The organism is Serratia rubidaea (assembly GCF_016026735.1).
GTDB classification, from domain to species: Bacteria; Pseudomonadota; Gammaproteobacteria; order Enterobacterales; family Enterobacteriaceae; genus Serratia_B; species Serratia_B rubidaea.
Window position 1 is genome coordinate 3985390 of record NZ_CP065640.1, and the last position, 14967, is coordinate 4000356.

15 protein-coding genes and 2 pseudogenes are annotated in these 14967 nt (G+C 54.9%); 9 read left to right on the forward strand and 8 right to left on the reverse strand.

What is annotated here, in order from left to right:
• Positions 1 to 30 precede the first annotated feature (30 nt).
• The gene (locus tag I6G83_RS18685) at positions 31 to 1497 is read right to left on the reverse strand and encodes a pyridoxal phosphate-dependent decarboxylase family protein (protein WP_062778922.1); all 1467 of its coding nucleotides are present in this window, start codon (positions 1495 to 1497) and stop codon (positions 31 to 33) included.
• A gap of 15 nt (positions 1498 to 1512) precedes the next feature.
• Complete coding sequence (locus I6G83_RS18690) at positions 1513 to 2898, reverse strand: diaminobutyrate--2-oxoglutarate transaminase (protein WP_174545387.1); 1386 nt, start codon at positions 2896 to 2898, stop codon at positions 1513 to 1515.
• 758 nt (positions 2899 to 3656) lie between these two features.
• Here I6G83_RS18690 and I6G83_RS18695 point away from each other — a divergent pair.
• The 5 genes from I6G83_RS18695 (at position 3657) to I6G83_RS18715 (ending at position 6959) form a co-directional block, all read left to right on the forward strand.
• Positions 3657 to 4433 (forward strand): lytic polysaccharide monooxygenase auxiliary activity family 9 protein, encoded by a 777-nt coding sequence (locus tag I6G83_RS18695; RefSeq protein WP_082394649.1) that lies wholly within the window; start codon positions 3657 to 3659, stop codon positions 4431 to 4433.
• Between the two features lie 147 nt (positions 4434 to 4580).
• Positions 4581 to 4916, forward strand: coding sequence for an ArsR/SmtB family transcription factor (locus I6G83_RS18700; RefSeq protein ID WP_072186099.1), 336 nt, complete (start codon positions 4581 to 4583; stop codon positions 4914 to 4916).
• The gene (locus tag I6G83_RS18705; RefSeq protein ID WP_054305693.1) at positions 4906 to 5328 is read left to right on the forward strand and encodes a YeeE/YedE family protein; all 423 of its coding nucleotides are present in this window, start codon (positions 4906 to 4908) and stop codon (positions 5326 to 5328) included. The genes I6G83_RS18700 and I6G83_RS18705 overlap by 11 nt, the downstream gene beginning before the upstream one ends.
• Position 5329: 1 nt before the next feature.
• Positions 5330 to 5746 (forward strand): DUF6691 family protein, encoded by a 417-nt coding sequence (locus I6G83_RS18710; RefSeq protein ID WP_054305692.1) that lies wholly within the window; start codon positions 5330 to 5332, stop codon positions 5744 to 5746.
• Positions 5747 to 5825: 79 nt separating this feature from the next.
• Positions 5826 to 6959 carry a GGDEF domain-containing protein gene (locus I6G83_RS18715; protein ID WP_054305691.1) on the forward strand — a complete coding sequence of 378 codons (1134 nt, stop codon included), beginning with the start codon at positions 5826 to 5828 and terminating at the stop codon, positions 6957 to 6959.
• A 2-nt stretch (positions 6960 to 6961) separates the two neighbouring features.
• On the opposite strand, the gene I6G83_RS18720 is transcribed toward I6G83_RS18715, so the two are convergent.
• Positions 6962 to 7258 carry a YicS family protein gene (locus I6G83_RS18720; RefSeq protein WP_054305690.1) on the reverse strand — a complete coding sequence of 99 codons (297 nt, stop codon included), beginning with the start codon at positions 7256 to 7258 and terminating at the stop codon, positions 6962 to 6964.
• Positions 7259 to 7621: 363 nt separating this feature from the next.
• On the opposite strand from I6G83_RS18720, the gene I6G83_RS18725 reads away from it, so the two are divergent.
• The 3 genes from I6G83_RS18725 to I6G83_RS18735 all read left to right on the forward strand — a co-directional run bounded on the left by I6G83_RS18725 (position 7622) and on the right by I6G83_RS18735 (position 10343).
• Positions 7622 to 7933, forward strand: a complete 312-nt coding sequence (locus I6G83_RS18725; RefSeq protein ID WP_054305689.1) for a cupin domain-containing protein — start codon at positions 7622 to 7624, stop codon at positions 7931 to 7933.
• A 472-nt stretch (positions 7934 to 8405) separates the two neighbouring features.
• Positions 8406 to 8867, forward strand: coding sequence for an NUDIX hydrolase (locus tag I6G83_RS18730; protein WP_054305688.1), 462 nt, complete (start codon positions 8406 to 8408; stop codon positions 8865 to 8867).
• 438 nt (positions 8868 to 9305) lie between these two features.
• Positions 9306 to 10343 carry an aldo/keto reductase gene (locus I6G83_RS18735; protein WP_054305687.1) on the forward strand — a complete coding sequence of 346 codons (1038 nt, stop codon included), beginning with the start codon at positions 9306 to 9308 and terminating at the stop codon, positions 10341 to 10343.
• A 51-nt stretch (positions 10344 to 10394) separates the two neighbouring features.
• Here the strand turns inward: I6G83_RS18735 and I6G83_RS18740 are convergent.
• From I6G83_RS18740 to I6G83_RS18750, 3 genes and pseudogenes are all read right to left on the reverse strand, one after another.
• Positions 10395 to 10520 (reverse strand): annotated as a pseudogene (locus I6G83_RS18740) (SMP-30/gluconolactonase/LRE family protein); the annotation flags it as partial.
• A 91-nt stretch (positions 10521 to 10611) separates the two neighbouring features.
• Positions 10612 to 11559, reverse strand: a complete 948-nt coding sequence (locus I6G83_RS18745) for an aldo/keto reductase (RefSeq protein WP_197910551.1) — start codon at positions 11557 to 11559, stop codon at positions 10612 to 10614.
• Positions 11560 to 11839: 280 nt separating this feature from the next.
• Positions 11840 to 12826 (reverse strand): aldo/keto reductase, encoded by a 987-nt coding sequence (locus I6G83_RS18750; protein WP_054305686.1) that lies wholly within the window; start codon positions 12824 to 12826, stop codon positions 11840 to 11842.
• Positions 12827 to 13106: 280 nt separating this feature from the next.
• On the opposite strand from I6G83_RS18750, the pseudogene I6G83_RS18755 reads away from it, so the two are divergent.
• Positions 13107 to 13347, forward strand: a pseudogene (locus tag I6G83_RS18755) (LysR family transcriptional regulator); the annotation flags it as partial.
• A gap of 185 nt (positions 13348 to 13532) precedes the next feature.
• Here the strand turns inward: I6G83_RS18755 and I6G83_RS18760 are convergent.
• Both I6G83_RS18760 and I6G83_RS18765 read right to left on the reverse strand, forming a co-directional pair.
• Complete coding sequence (locus I6G83_RS18760) at positions 13533 to 14429, reverse strand: PhzF family phenazine biosynthesis protein (protein ID WP_054305684.1); 897 nt, start codon at positions 14427 to 14429, stop codon at positions 13533 to 13535.
• Between the two features lie 39 nt (positions 14430 to 14468).
• Positions 14469 to 14861 (reverse strand): hypothetical protein, encoded by a 393-nt coding sequence (locus tag I6G83_RS18765; protein ID WP_225365589.1) that lies wholly within the window; start codon positions 14859 to 14861, stop codon positions 14469 to 14471.
• Positions 14862 to 14967 lie beyond the last annotated feature (106 nt).

Sequence of the window (14967 nt, forward strand, 5' to 3'; positions counted from 1 at the left end):
GTTACCGGCTTAGCCGTGACGGCGGAGCGGTTAGGCGTTCGCCAGGCCCTGCGCGGCGCTGTCCACCAGGTCCAGCAGACGCTTGACGTCGTCCAGCGTGACCGTCGGGTTCAGCAGCGTCAGCTTCAGGCAGGTGACGCCGTTAAACTCGGTCACGCCGACGTTGGCCTGGCCGGATTCCAGCAGGTTATCGCCGATGCGCTGGTTCAGCAACGCCACCGCGGCGTCGTCCGTCTGCTGCGCCGGGCGCGAGCGGAACAGCACGCTGGCCAGCTGCGGCTGCATCACCAGTTCCAGCGTCGGCTGCGCGCTGACGTATTCCGCCACCTGCTGCGACAGGGTAATGCCGTGATCGATAATCTCGGCATACTGCTTCTGTCCCAGCGCTTCCAGCCCCATCCACAGTTTCAACGCGTCAAAACGGCGGGTGGTCTGCAGCGATTTGGACACCAGGTTCGGCACGCCCTGCGCTTCGTCGAACTCGGAGTTCAGATAGGCCGCCTGATAGCGCATCAGCTCATAGTGACGCGCCTCTTTCAGCAGGAACGCACCGCAGCTGATGGTCTGGAAGAACTGCTTGTGGAAGTCCAGGGTGATGGAGTCCACCAGTTCAATACCGTCCAGATAGTGGCGGTACTGCTCAGACAGCAGCAGCGCGCCGCCCCAGGCGGCATCGACGTGCAGCCAGATCTGGTGCTGCGCCGCAATCTGCGCGATATCGCGCAGCGGGTCGATCGCCCCGGCGTCGGTGGTGCCGGCGGTAGCGACAATCGCCATAATCTGTTCGCCGTTGGCGTGCGCCTGCGCCACTTTTTCCGCCAGATCGTTCAGATCCATGCGCGCGTACTCGTCGGTCTTCACCTGCGTGACGCACTGATAGCCGAAGCCCAGCAGCGCCATGTTCTTCTGCACCGAGAAGTGGGCATTGGCAGAGCAGAACACCTTGATTTTACGCAGGTCGCCGATCAGGCCGTCCTGCTGCACAGAATGTCCCTGGCGGGCGAAGAAGGCGTCGCGCGCCAGCATCAGCCCCATCAGGTTGCTCTGGGTGCCGCCGCTGGTGAACACGCCGGCGTCGCCGGCCTGGTAACCCACGCGCTCGCGCAGCCACTCGATCAGCTTCATCTCGATGATGGTGGCAGACGGGCTCTGGTCCCAGGAGTCCATGCTCTGGTTGGTGGCGTTAATCAGCACCTCGGCGGCCTGGCTGACGACCAGGCTCGGGCAGTGCAGGTGCGCCACGCACTGCGGATGGTGCACCGCCAGGCTGTCCTGCAGGAAGTATTCCACCGCACGTTCAATCGCCGCCTGGTTGCCCAGGCCCTGCGGATTGAAGTCCAGCTGAATGCGTTCGCGCAGTTCGGCCACGGTTTTACCCTGATACATTTCAGGCTGCTGCAGCCACTGCGCCACCGCCTCGCTGCTCTGGGCGATCGCCTGCTGGTAGGCTTCAATGCTCTGCGTTGAACCGGCCAGAATCGGGTTTGGTTTGGACATGACGTTCAACTCCACTCAGACAGGCTTGACGCCCGCGCTCAACAGAGCATTTTCAAATTTATCCAGGAACACGCCCAGCTCTTCATTGCTGATCAGCAGGGAAGGCAACAGACGCAGCACGCTACCGTGACGGCCGCCGCGCTCCAGAATCAGGCCGCCTTCAAAGCATTTTTTCTGCAGCAGCGCGGACAGCTCGCCGTCGGCAGGGTAGCTGCCCATGTGATCCGGCGCTTCGTGCGGCTTGACGATCTCGATGCCGAGCATCAGACCCAGGCCGCGCACGTGGCCGATAACCGGGTAACGCTGCTGCAGTTCAGCCAGTTTGCCTTTCAGCCATTCGCCCTGTGCGGCGACTTTATCGGCAATGTTGTTTTCCTGCAGGTACTTCAGCGTGGTCAGGCCGGTGGCCATTGCCAGCTGGTTGCCGCGGAAGGTGCCGGTGTGGTGGCCAGGCTCCCAGGCGTCGAACTGCTTCTTGATGCCCAGCACCGCCAGCGGCAGACCGCCGCCGACCGCTTTCGACATCACGATGATGTCCGGCTCGATACCGGCGTGCTCGAAGGCGAAGAATTTACCGGTACGGGCAAAGCCAGCCTGCACTTCGTCGACGATCAGCAGAATGCCGTGCTCCTGCGTCACCTTACGGATGCGCTGCAGCCATTCGACCGGGGCAGGGTTGACGCCGCCTTCACCCTGAACGGCTTCCAGGATCACCGCTGCCGGTTTGCGTACGCCGCTTTCGACATCGTTAATCAGGTTTTCGAAGTAGTAGCTCAGCGCCTTGACGCCGGCTTCGCCGCCGATACCCAGCGGGCAGCGGTATTCATGCGGGTAAGGCATAAACTGCACTTCCGGCATCATGCCGTTGATGGCTTCTTTCGGCGACAGGTTGCCGGTGACCGACAGCGCGCCGTGGGTCATACCGTGGTAACCGCCGGAGAAGCTGATCACGGCGCTGCGGCCAGTGTGCTTCTTCGCCAGTTTCAGCGCGGCTTCCACCGCGTCAGCGCCGGACGGGCCGCAGAACTGCAGGCAGTACTCTTTCCCCTGGCCCGGCAGTAAAGAGAGCAGGTGGGCGGAGAAACCGTCTTTTAACGGCGTGGTCAGATCGAGCGTATGTAACGGCAAGCCGCTGGTAATGACATTTTGGATGCTCTGCAGGACATCAGGATGATTATGACCCAGCGCCAACGTACCGGCGCCGGCCAGGCAATCCAGATATTGTTTGTTTTCAACATCGGTCAGCCAGACACCCTGAGCCTTCGCAATCGCTAATGGCAATTTACGAGGGTAACTCCTAACGTTTGATTCAAATTCGGCCTGTCTGGCCAAATAGGCTTCGTTGTTTCCATTAAATGAATCGGCACCTAAAGTATCAATACGGACTTTATCCGTCATCATATCACTCCTACAACCAGGGTTATTGGCAACCCCTGATTGAATAAATTGAATTAACAAATGATTTGCTCTACCTAAAAGCGCGCCCAATATATTGTTTTTTAACCTGTGGCTCAATCATTTATTTTGTTTAATTTTGTTTAGATTTTCCCTATATGAATCAATATGTTGTTGATTTAATGGCCGGAAGTGGGCGCCATAACAGAATCGCGACGGGTTTAACAAGAGGGCGGGCTGTTACTTTTTTGCAACATACTGTCTTGTAAAGGAATTTTTATCATTATGTAGAAGAAGAAGATGCCTGCGACGACGGTGGCAAACGCTAAGCGATTATTTATAAACCACATTTATTTTATCGCTAGCCGTTTCCAGGATAAATAATAAGGGTTTTTACGGCGGGATAACCTGCGTGCGCATAGAGCAAAAAGTTATTAATTAACCGCCGGCTAAACCAGCAAAAGGCATATCGAACGCCGTCATTGCCGCACAGACAGAAAGCTCTGAATTTTTTACCGGCGCCGTTTGTTAACCGTTACTCATCTAATAATTGGTTCACCGAAGCAAGTTTGCGCGTTCCCGGGGCCTGGCCTACAGTAATCTGGCGTCACGAAACTGTCATATTCCTTGCCCGACTTTGCTGTTATTCATTACTTCAACACCATGCGGATTTTTGTAGGTGGCGGGGCAGTTATTAACCCCGCCGTATCAAGGTCAGCCTTCATTGCCTGAAGGCTGGAACGTTCGCATAAGGAAAGTACCCGATGAGTAACCACACCAAGACCCTGTCATTATGTGCTCTGCTGGCGTTAACCTGTTCCTTGTCCGCGCAGGCTGAGGAAGCCAAGCAACAAGCGGGGCAGGAAGCCCAACAAAGCATCGGCCCGAAACATGGCGCTACGCTGATCCCCAAAGCGCGTCAGGTGGTCTGCGAGAATGACGGCGGTTATAACTACCCCGACGACGGCTCTAAAATTCCGAACGCCGCCTGCCGCGCCGCCTTCCTGTTTAAACAGGACAGCATCCCGATCTGGGAGCGTCGACAGATGTTCACCGAATGGCCGGCCTACTCACAAAACCTGGAAGGCACCGGCTCGCCAGCGGATAAAGTGCCTGACGGGCATCTGTGCTCCGCCGGGATCGCCAAGTTTGAAGGCATCGACCAGCCGCATAAAGATTGGCAGGTGTCCAGCGTCACGGTTAAAGACGGCAAGGCGACGCTGTACTATGACGCCACCAAGATCCATGAGCCCAGCAAGTGGGATATTTATATCGCCAAAAAAGAGTTTGACCCAACCACGCAGAAGCTGAGCTGGGACGCATTGGAACCGCTGAAGGTCACCGAGGTGATTGTTCCGCCGGGTACTGACGGTGGCGTTTATCAGATCGAGGTGGAAATTCCGCAAGATCGGGTAAACAGTCAACATACCTTGCTGTATGTACAGTGGGAGCGCATCGATCCGGCGCGGGAAACCTTCTTCAGCTGTAGCGACGTCAGCTTTACCGCCACGCCAACCAAAGCGAAACTGACCAACGGTTAATGCCGCTTGCTGATGCCGGGTGCCATCGCCCGGCATCGTGTTCCACCTATTTGCGTCATCACCCAACACGCCGATCCGATTGACATCAATATGCAACTTTATATTATATAAATATGTATATTGAATGATATTGCGGTGCACCTGACAATGACTCCGATAAATCAACAACAAATGCGCGCTGCCGCCGCCAGGACGGCAGAGATCCTCAAATCCATCGCCAATGAAGATCGCCTGCTGCTGCTGTGCCATCTCAGCCAGGGCGAGGCGTCGGTAGGGGAAATGGAAACCGCGCTGGGCATTACCCAACCTACGCTGTCGCAACAGCTGGGCGTCCTGCGGCGTAAACAGCTGGTGGCTACCCGCCGCGCCGGCAAACAGATTTTCTATCGTATCGCCTCGCCGGATGTGCTGGTGCTGCTGACGACGCTGTATCAGCTGTATTGCCCGGCAGCGAATGAAGAGGAGAAGCATCATGACGATTGATATCGCGCACTTTACGCCGCTGCAGAGCTTTTTCGGCGGCCTGCTGATCGGCGGCGCCGTCTGGATGCTGTTGCTGTTTTGCGGCCGCGTCGCCGGTATCAGCGGCATCATGGGCAGCCTATTGACGCGGGCAACCAGGGATAAAGGCTGGCGGCTGGCCTTTTTGATCGGCATGGTCCTGTCACCGCTGCTGTACCGACTGGCCGCGCCGCTGCCGGAGATTGAGATTGCGGCTTCGTGGCCGCGGCTGATCGTTGCCGGGCTGTTGGTGGGCATCGGCACGCGCTACGCCTCCGGCTGTACCAGCGGGCACGGGGTGTGCGGGTTGGCGAGGCTGTCGCGGCGTTCGCTGGCGGCCACTGCGACATTTATCGTGACGGCGATGATCACCGTCTGGATGATAGGAGCCTGATATGCACATTGTCTTCTCACTGCTTGCCGGTCTGCTGTTCGGTCTGGGCCTGATCGTCAGCGGACTGGCCAACCCGCAAAAAGTCCTCGCTTTTCTGGACGTCACCCGCGTTTGGGATCCATCGCTGGCTCTGGTGATGGGCGGGGCGATCGGCGTCAGCTTTTTCGCCTTCCGCATGGCGCAACGGCGTCATCGGCCGCGCTATGGCGAGAAAATGGTGCTGCCCGTCGCCACGCAGATTGATAAACGGCTGATCGGCGGGGCGGCGCTGTTCGGCATCGGTTGGGGCCTGGCGGGGATCTGCCCGGGGCCGGGGCTGGTGCTGCTGGGCGCGGGGGCAGTCAAAGGGCTGGTTTTCGTGCTGGCGATGGTGGCCGGCATGCTGATTTACCAGCGGCTGGAGCAACGTTTGTCCTGAACGTAACGGACGCTGACGCCGGCAGGCGCATTTTGCACTACTATGACAGCAGGCCACCATTCAGGAGTCGTCTGCGTCTATGAATAAAATGGAACAATGTCGGCGTACGCTGGCCGCATCGTCGCACTGGGCAAACCGGCGCGATATGGTTAACCAGGCGATAGGCGCCAGTCTTCCCTGGCTGGCGTCCGTCAATATCGCCTTCGCCATGCTGGTGGCATTGCGTAATCTGCTGTTCCCCGGTTTTGACGCCGCGCTGCATATCAACGCCGTTATCCCTTTACTGATGGATGGTGTGATGCTGCTGGTGGTGACGGCGTCACTGATTTTGTGGGGCGTTTCCCGTCGCGATAGCAGCGGCCGCTATGTGCGCCGCTGCGCCTTACTGCTGCTGCCGCTGCTGGGAGTGTGCTGGGCCGTCAGCAGCTATGGATTTGTCGCTTATTGGCGCCTGCCGTTCGCCTGGCCGCTGGTATGTATTTTAATGCTGACCGGTATGGCGTCGCTCTATTTTTACCTGTCGGGACTGGCGCTGTTCCTGACGCCGCTATGGTTGACCATGCCGCTGGCCAGCGTGCATCTCAACCACGGGATAAACCTCCATTTTGCCGCCATATGGCTGATCTTCACCGCCATCGTGATTTACGGCCGCCGGATCCTGCTGCGCTGGTTCGATGAGGCCTGGGCCAGGCATCAGGAAAACCGGCAGCTGATTGCCCGTTTGGAGACGTTGACGCTGCAGGACCCGTTAACCGGGCTGGCCAACAGAAGGGCGCTGGAGTCTCATCTTGCCAGTCTGCACGCAGTTCAGGTTCCTTTGGCGCTGATCATGGTCGATGTCGATTTCTTTAAGCATTACAACGATCGCTATGGTCATCAGGCGGGGGACGCCTGCCTGACCAAGGTCGCCGGGCTGCTGGCGACGGCGGTCAGAACGCCGGAAGATTTGGTTGCCCGCTACGGCGGCGAAGAGTTTACGCTGGTATTGGCGCATGCCGATGCACAGCAGGCGGCGCAGGTTGCCGAACGCGTCCGCGTCCGGATAGAGGAGGCGGCTTTGCCCCACGCCGCCTCGGCGATCGGCCGTTTTGTCAGCGTCAGCCTGGGCGTTGCCGCCACCGACGGGCGGCAGACGCCGCAGCAGACGCTCGCCGAGGCCGACGCGGCGCTGTACCGCGCCAAGCAGGCCGGACGTAACCGCTGGTCACACTGAGTTTACTGCCGGGTAAAGTCCGGGCAGCGAATACGCTGCAGCTGCTGCTGATACTGCTCTTGCTGGTGGTTCTTCAGCGCGCTGGCAGTGGCGATGAGCGCCTCGTGGTTTTCTTTGCTGTTGGTAAAGACCGATTTTATCTTCTCGTCCGGCACCTCTTTGGCGATTTGGCAGTGCGCACGCAGATCGTTAATCAACGTTTGCTGATTCAGCGCAAAGGCCAGGCTGTCGTAAGCGCCCGCCGTCGCGCCAAAGGCGGGCAGCAGCAGGGCGGCGGATAAAATCCATCGGTTCATCATGGCGTTTTCCTCTCGTGGTGAAAGTGTGTCGTGCCCGAGGGCATAGGTAAGTGTTACAGTGTCACGTAGATAATTCACTGACCTTATCGGCGCTCGCTTTAAACGTAGATCAAAACGACCAAATTGGCGGGTAAATCACGCAAGAATTTGATCTGGCGGAGGGGATACTGGATATATTTATGTGACAGCGTCACAAATAGGTATGATGCAGGAGGTATTATGTTAAATCATAGAGGGATTTTGATGGCGAATGAAAGGTTGCCCAAACGGTGGTCTGCTCAGACACTGCCTGATACCAATCGCTGCGCGCAGGGAGTAAAGTAGACAGCGCCGTTTTAATCGATAAATCAGCCTGGATGGTTTATGAAGACATTCGTCAGTAAAGAGTTCGTTGCAGATCGGGCCTGGGGAGCGCTCAATATTGCCAATTTAGATGGTACGACGGTACGCCTGCATTGGACCGATCGGCCCTATAAATGGCATATCAATGACGGACAAGAGGTTTTTGCCGTGATGGACGGCAGCGTCGAGATGCATTACAAACAGCAAGGCGAGATCAGAAAGGTGCTGCTTAATGCCGGCGATATCTTCTATGCCGATGTCGGATGCGAGCACGTGGCGCATCCGCAGGGAGAGGCGCGCATCCTGGTGATCGAAAAAGAAGGGTCGGTTTAAAACTCATCGCGGGATGCCAAAGGGCATCCCGATTTGTCTCTGGCCCGTGAAACAGCAGCCATTATTTCCGTTTAGGTAATTGCTGCAGTTTGAGCTGCCGACGCCACACGCGGTTATGTAAATAGAATGCCATTGTCTTAACGAACATGGCGCTGTTGAGACAGATTAAGCTTGCGAGGATAAAAACCAGCCCGATAAACGCACCGATCGGATATCCCATAGGGTATCTGTATGATTTATTATGGGTAGCTTCGTTAAATAAGCATATCCTTCCTTGATAAACAATGTCCGATCACCATAATGAGTCTTATGGCATAGAGTTACTTTCCAGCATTATTATCTGGTCTGGATAAGATGATCAACTGGCAGAACCAAGCAAAAACAACACCAAAAATGGCGCGTTTTGGTGAAATCTGCAGGACTAGGATAGCCAATGGCTCTCAGATTTCACGTAGCGCGATCGGGAGGAAGGATGCGATCACGGCCGGCAGCCAGGCTTTTTGTTATCAATTCGTCAGGCTATGTTTTGCTGTTTAAGTTTACGCATGATGCCGATGCGCTGGCAGGACGTTCATACTGGGCAACGCCAGGCGGCGGCGTTGAACACGGAGAGTCATTTGAACAAGCCGCCATCAGAGAACTACAGGAAGAAACCGGCATTGTGTGTGACGAGATAGGCGCAAGCGTAGCACAGCGAGATTTTGTCATGACGTTACCGAGTGGTGAAACGGTGAAAGCTGAAGAAAAGTTTTTCGTCGTGCGCGTGATGGGTCATCAGGAGATCAACGGTGATAACCGGAACCACGATGAACAGCAGATTATCAGCGCGCATCACTGGTGGAGTGAACAAGAACTCAAAACAACCAGAGAGACTGTTTATCCGCAGAATATCGTTGAGCTGTTGGCATCGATCCAGTCAACAGGCAAAAAATGAGTCCGCAGGATGGCAGTGGCAAAAGCGCGGATGATTCACATAAAGCCCATAGCAAAGCCCAAAGCCTTAGATTCCGCGCATCGTTACCTTGGTGCGCATAATGTATATTATGTTAAATGATGTTCGTGGGACCATTAGTTCACGTTCTCTCTCGCTCTACTTGATGTGCCTGGCCAGTGAATACTAATGGATGTGACAACCTGTTTGCCCCTTCTCTATCCATTACGTTATTGCGCTGCTCATCTTGGCTTCCGGGCACCGTCGACTCAAGCAGTATCATTTCAAGCGATTCTGTCCTTCTATGTAAAATCCACAGTCGATTACGACTATTTGTGAAAAAAACTCACAACACCATTCGATCGCACATGCTGGTTCCCTTCATGCCAGTGCAATAACCTGTCACATACAGAATTACTGGCAAATAAGAAGGAACACAGAATGAAGTATGTGAATCTGGGTCGTAGCGGTTTGCAAGTCTCCCGTCTTTGTCTCGGTTGTATGAGCTATGGTGAACCTAAACGTCTGCCTCAACCCTGGTCCCTGGATGAAAAGTCGTCACGTCCGCTCATTCGTCAGGCGCTTGAAGCTGGCATTAATTTTTTTGATACCGCGAATATCTACTCGGGCGGAAGTTCTGAAGAGATCACAGGGAAGGCGCTGAAAGAAATGGCCAGACGCGACGAGATCGTTGTGGCGACAAAAACCTTCTTTCCGTGGCGTAACTCACCCAATACCGGGTTTCTTTCCCGCAAGGCCATTTTTCAATCTATTGACGATAGCCTGATGCGCTTAGGTATGGATTATGTGGATCTCTTTCAGATTCACCGCTTTGACCACACTACGCCTGTTGAAGAGACCATGGAGGCTCTGCATGACCTCGTTAAAGCAGGAAAAGTACGTTATATCGGCGCATCTTCTATGGAAGCCTGGCGCTTTGCAAAAATGCAGCATACTGCTGAGCGTAACGGCTGGACCCGATTTATTACGATGCAACCGCAATACAACCTGCTTTACCGTGAAGAAGAGCGCGAGATGCTGCCACTTTGTGAAGACCAGGGCGTTGGTGTAATCCCCTGGAGCCCGATGGCACGCGGCAGGCTCACCCGCGACTGGAGTATCATGTCCCGACGAACGAAAAACGATGCCTTTGCGTTAAAAATGTATGAAAACGCAGCCCTTCTGGATAAACCCGTTATTGATGTTGTTGCCAGAATTGCCGAAAAGCACGATGTGCCAAGAGCCCATGTTGCCATTGCCTGGTTGTTATCAAAAACGGTCATCACAGCACCGATCATCGGCGCGACGAAACCAGAGCATCTTTCTACGGCTATCAGCGCGCTGGACTTTTCACTTAGCGCAGCAGAAATCACGGAACTCGAGGCACTCTATCTGCCGCACCCCGTTGACGGTATCATTCCCCCGCTTCCGGATACGCCGCCTTCACTCACGCCGCCGTCAGCAATACAGAACCGTTAATACCCTACCCTGGCCCGGCATTGCCGGGTCTCCCAAGCCACTTATTTTAGGTCACTGATGTGAAAAAATAAGCGGTACCGGCGCGAATGCAGCCGAAAGAAAAATCATCGCTCCACCAGGTTCGGTCCCGCTGTTGGTGACAATGAACAACTCGTGGCTTCCTGGTCGGATCGCCAGACGGTATACGGTTTATCCCCTGCAATAACACAGTGGGAGACTGCGCCTACAGTCCCCTGGTGACAGTATGTATGAAGGTGGCAATCACCATTTAACTTTTATCAAACTGACTTTCGGTAAACGGATCTGCGCGACCGCCCTGCAATGGGATCTTGGCAAGCGCCGCATCGATTTCGCGTAGTTCGCTGTCCGTCAACTGAACTTTCGGTGCACCGATATTCTCTATTAAGTGCGGATACTGCGTAGTACCCGGGATGGGGACAATCCATGGTCGTTGTGCCATAACCCAGGCCAGTGCGAACTGAACCGGAGTGGTGTTTTTGCGACGGGCCCACGACTGCGCAAATTCAAACAGCGCCATGTTTTTGGCGAGAGCATCAGGCTGGAAGCGTGGCAGGTTATGCCGCCGATCTGTGCTGTCAAACCGCTGGCTTGGATTGACTGCCCCGGCAAGGAAACTGCGGGCGGTCGGGCAGTAAGGTACGAAGCCAATACCCAGCTCTTCGAGCGTTGGAAATATCCGCGTCTCCGGTTCACGCCACCACATGGCATACTCACTCTGTACAGCTGTCACAGGGAGCACCGCATGCGCGCGCCGGATTGTCCTTGCACCCGCTTCCGACAGCCCCCAGTGTTTCACTTTACCCTCCTGGATCAGCGCCTTCACGGTTTCCGCCACATCCTCGATCGGCACGTTCGGATCGGGGCGATGCTGATAAAGAAGATCGATGTGGTCCGTTTTCAGACGCTTTAGCGAGCCCTCTACGGCACGGCGGATATGGTCAGGGCGGCTGTTAAGGGATGTCGGCTTACCTTCCTCCACGCCGAAACCGAACTTAGTGGCAATCACCACACGATCGCGAATGGGAGCCAGTGCTTCCCCGACAAATTCTTCACTGAGATGGGGGCCATACACCTCGGCTGTATCAAAGAACGTGATACCTTGTTCGAAGGCTGCCCGGATGAGCGAAACCATTGCTTTACGATCGCGCGGACCACCGCCGTAATACCCCACCATAGGCAGACACCCTAGTCCCATGCTGGAAACCTCCAGCGAGCCGAGTTTACGCGTGGTTAAGGTTTCCTTCTGGACTGGAACAGCATCCGAAGGACTGTTCGACGTGTCCTGACCAGCCGGTTTCGCCATAACTGCACCGCTCCTGCCAAGGGTGGCTGTGGCCAACGCCAAACCGGCTCCGGCAATAAGAAAATTACGACGATCCTGGGAAGCGGGTTCGGCTGCAGAATGCTTGTCATGCATCATCTTGCTCATAAACTGGAACTCCATATGACGTGGTAAGGATTCATTAATTTAGCAATTACCAGGCATAAGCCTGTGGTGCTTCCCCCCCGGGCCCAGGCCAGATCTCTTCGAGACAGCTTATGGTGTCGTCTGATAGCGTTATTGTTGTTGCGTGAAGCGCCTCTTTCAGCTGTTCAACAGTACGAGGCCCGATAAGTGGAGCGGTAACGACAGGATTCTGTAGGAGCCACGCAAGCGCCACATCGGAAGGGGTTTCGCCGAGGTCCTCACATAATCCTTCGTAGGCTTCCAGCTGCGAACGGTATTGTTCAACTTGACGGGCAAATGCAGGCCTTGCACGGCGCCCGCTTGCCATCTTTTTCAATACGCCGCCAAGCAACCCTCCGGCTAGTGGGCTCCAGGGAATCAGCCCCAGGCCAAAATGACGGCATGCGGGAATGAGCTCCAGTTCAACGGTGCGGGCCGTCAGATTGTAAAGACTTTGCTCGGCCACCAGGCCAAGGAAATGGCGGGCCGTGGCAACTGACTGCGCAGTTGCAATGTCCCAGCCGGCGAAATTACTGCTACCGATATAAAGAACTTTTCCCTGTTGAACGAGGAGTTCCATGGCCTGCCAGACCTCTTCCCATGGCGTATGACGATCGATGTGATGCATCTGATAGACGTCAATGTGATCGGTCTTAAGCCGTCGCAAACTGTCCTCGCAGGCCTTGCGAATATGATAAGCAGAAAGACGGCGATCGTTCGGACCAGGTCCCATGGGCTGATAGACCTTCGTCGCCAGAACGATACGGTCACGCCGGCCACCCTGCTGAAGCCAGCGACCAATGATCTCTTCGGACAGGCCTGAACCTTGCTGGATATCGGGTGATTGTTCAGTACCGTATACGTCGGCTGTATCAATGAAATTTATACCCGCCTCAAGCGCTTCATCCAGAATGCGGGCGCTGGTTTTCTCGTCGGTGACGTCACCAAAATTCATGGTTCCGAGACAAAGCTGGCTGACTTTCAGACCGGTGCGGCCAAGATGCGTATAGTTCATAAACGGCTCCGTTATGTGAGAGTTCCGCCCTGACCGACGGCCAGAGCGCATAATTTTCAAGAATAACGAAGCACAGCATGTTCAGTGAGAGGATATGAATGGATGGACTTGTGAAAAAAATTCAGCAACGGATGGCCCTAATCGGTCTATGGTATATATCATTCCCTTATCAACAGACAGCCCGGTATAGTTTCTGACAACCATCAGGAAATTTCAGGCCGATAAACACAAACTGTAAACTGACCATTCGGACCTTAACACACAAGGAAAACTATTCTGTATGCAAATAAGCAGAGCTGATGTTGCCGATCTCATTTATTTCATGGCTATTGCACGTCATCGCAGTTTCAGCCGTGCGGCGATTGAGTTAGGTGTCAGTGCGTCAGCGCTTAGTCATGCCTTGAAGGGACTGGAAACCCGGCTCGGGGTTCGCCTGCTTAATCGCACGACCAAGAGCGTCACACCTACGGCAGCAGGTGAGGAACTGATTCAGTCTGTCCTTCAGCCTAAACGAACCATCACATCTGTAATTTTCACAGCAATTCGCCGACGACACGCGCATTACGACGCGTCGCCGGCAAATGCCGCGGGATCTCCGGTGATTGGTCAACGTCAGCCCGGAGAAATGGATCAAAACGCCCTTCTTTTTTGAGCGCGTTACGTGAAATTTTCCATCAATTCGCGCTCTGGCAGATTTCGCCAACGGCTAAATACGCAGCAAACCCTCAATCAACGTGCAGCTCTGGCCACCGATCCACGGCTCGCCGTCAATAAAACGCACGCTGACCCGGCCTGCCCGGTGCAGTTGGGTGCCTTGCCGCACCTGATAGCCCTGCTCCGTCACACCGCCGTCGGGAAAGTGATTGGCCTGCAGCAAACGCGCCAGACACGCATTGGCGCTGCCGGTAACCGGATCCTCAACCAACTTATCCCACTCAACCAGAAACGCCCGTATTTCATAATCCGCCGGATCGCCGGATGGATAAGCGCCATAAACCACCACGCCGTCAACCTGATGGTCAATTTGCATCTGCTTAATCATCGGCTGATCCGGCGTTATCGCCAGGCAGGATTGCGCATCGGGCATACGCACCATCAGCCAGCGAATGCCCATATCGGCAACCACCGGCATAATATCTGTGGCTATCACCGCCGGCTGAAAATCGGCCGTCAGCTGCTGCCGTTCCTCAACCGTCAACGCACGCAGCGTAACCTCCGGTGCGGCAAACGCCAGCGTGCCTTCCGGCATAATATTCACCGCCACCAGACCAACGCCGCATTCCTGCATAATCACCCCCGGCCGTTGGGTCTCTAACCCGCTCTCCAACAAGGCATGGGCCGTGCCCAGCGTCGGGTGTCCGGCAAAAGGTAACTCTTTTTCAGGGGTAAAAATGCGCACTCGGTAGTCTGCATCCGGATGGGTCGGTTTGAACACAAACGTCGTTTCTGAAAGGTTGGTCCAGCGCGCTAACGCCAGCATCTGCGCATCATTCAGGCCTTCGGCCTCGAGGATCACCGCCAGAGGGTTACCCTGCAGTGGCGAGGTGGTAAATACGTCCACCTGTTTGTAGGCACGTGGCATTACGTTATCACTTTTGAGCATTTACCATCATCCAGTGGTATTTAGGGTTATAGAGGCAACTTAGTTACATGGCTTCTCTGAAAAATCTTGATGCCCTCGTTCAGGCCTGCATTGCTGCGTTTTTACCTGACTCACTATTTGCCATTTATCGTCCTGATAACTCATGGTAAAAACGGTTTTTTCCGCATAGACAGAATCATCCAACAAGCCTGACTCTTCAATGGTGACCTGCGCTTTATCAGGCGATTCTCCACGGTTCACGTGCTGAGTGACGCTTAAGTTGGTCACACTGTCCTGAAACGTCTCACCCATTGAGGCTAAAGCCACCTGGGCCGGATAATGCTCTCTGGATACATTGTCCGTTTGTTGCGTGCTTGTGTTATCACACCCGCTGATGAGAGATGTCAAAGAGCAAGCAATCAATGCAAAACTTAATTTTTTACGTAATCTCAATGTATTTCCTCCGTCCCGGGGGATGCCTATCCGTTTAATATAATTACCGTTACCGTGGCATTTTACAGTCCCGCAACAAATAAATCATTATCCGAATAGGCAGCCC

Coding starts and splice junctions, on each gene's coding strand:
- I6G83_RS18685 (WP_062778922.1), bottom strand. CDS start 1,497: ATGTCCAAACCAAACCCGATTCTGGCCGGTTCAACGCAGAGCATTGAA.
- I6G83_RS18690 (WP_174545387.1), bottom strand. CDS start 2,898: ATGATGACGGATAAAGTCCGTATTGATACTTTAGGTGCCGATTCATTT.
- I6G83_RS18695 (WP_082394649.1), top strand. CDS start 3,657: ATGAGTAACCACACCAAGACCCTGTCATTATGTGCTCTGCTGGCGTTA.
- I6G83_RS18700 (WP_072186099.1), top strand. CDS start 4,581: ATGACTCCGATAAATCAACAACAAATGCGCGCTGCCGCCGCCAGGACG.
- I6G83_RS18705 (WP_054305693.1), top strand. CDS start 4,906: ATGACGATTGATATCGCGCACTTTACGCCGCTGCAGAGCTTTTTCGGC.
- I6G83_RS18710 (WP_054305692.1), top strand. CDS start 5,330: ATGCACATTGTCTTCTCACTGCTTGCCGGTCTGCTGTTCGGTCTGGGC.
- I6G83_RS18715 (WP_054305691.1), top strand. CDS start 5,826: ATGAATAAAATGGAACAATGTCGGCGTACGCTGGCCGCATCGTCGCAC.
- I6G83_RS18720 (WP_054305690.1), bottom strand. CDS start 7,258: ATGATGAACCGATGGATTTTATCCGCCGCCCTGCTGCTGCCCGCCTTT.
- I6G83_RS18725 (WP_054305689.1), top strand. CDS start 7,622: ATGAAGACATTCGTCAGTAAAGAGTTCGTTGCAGATCGGGCCTGGGGA.
- I6G83_RS18730 (WP_054305688.1), top strand. CDS start 8,406: ATGCGATCACGGCCGGCAGCCAGGCTTTTTGTTATCAATTCGTCAGGC.
- I6G83_RS18735 (WP_054305687.1), top strand. CDS start 9,306: ATGAAGTATGTGAATCTGGGTCGTAGCGGTTTGCAAGTCTCCCGTCTT.
- I6G83_RS18745 (WP_197910551.1), bottom strand. CDS start 11,559: ATGGGACTAGGGTGTCTGCCTATGGTGGGGTATTACGGCGGTGGTCCG.
- I6G83_RS18750 (WP_054305686.1), bottom strand. CDS start 12,826: ATGAACTATACGCATCTTGGCCGCACCGGTCTGAAAGTCAGCCAGCTT.
- I6G83_RS18760 (WP_054305684.1), bottom strand. CDS start 14,429: ATGCTCAAAAGTGATAACGTAATGCCACGTGCCTACAAACAGGTGGAC.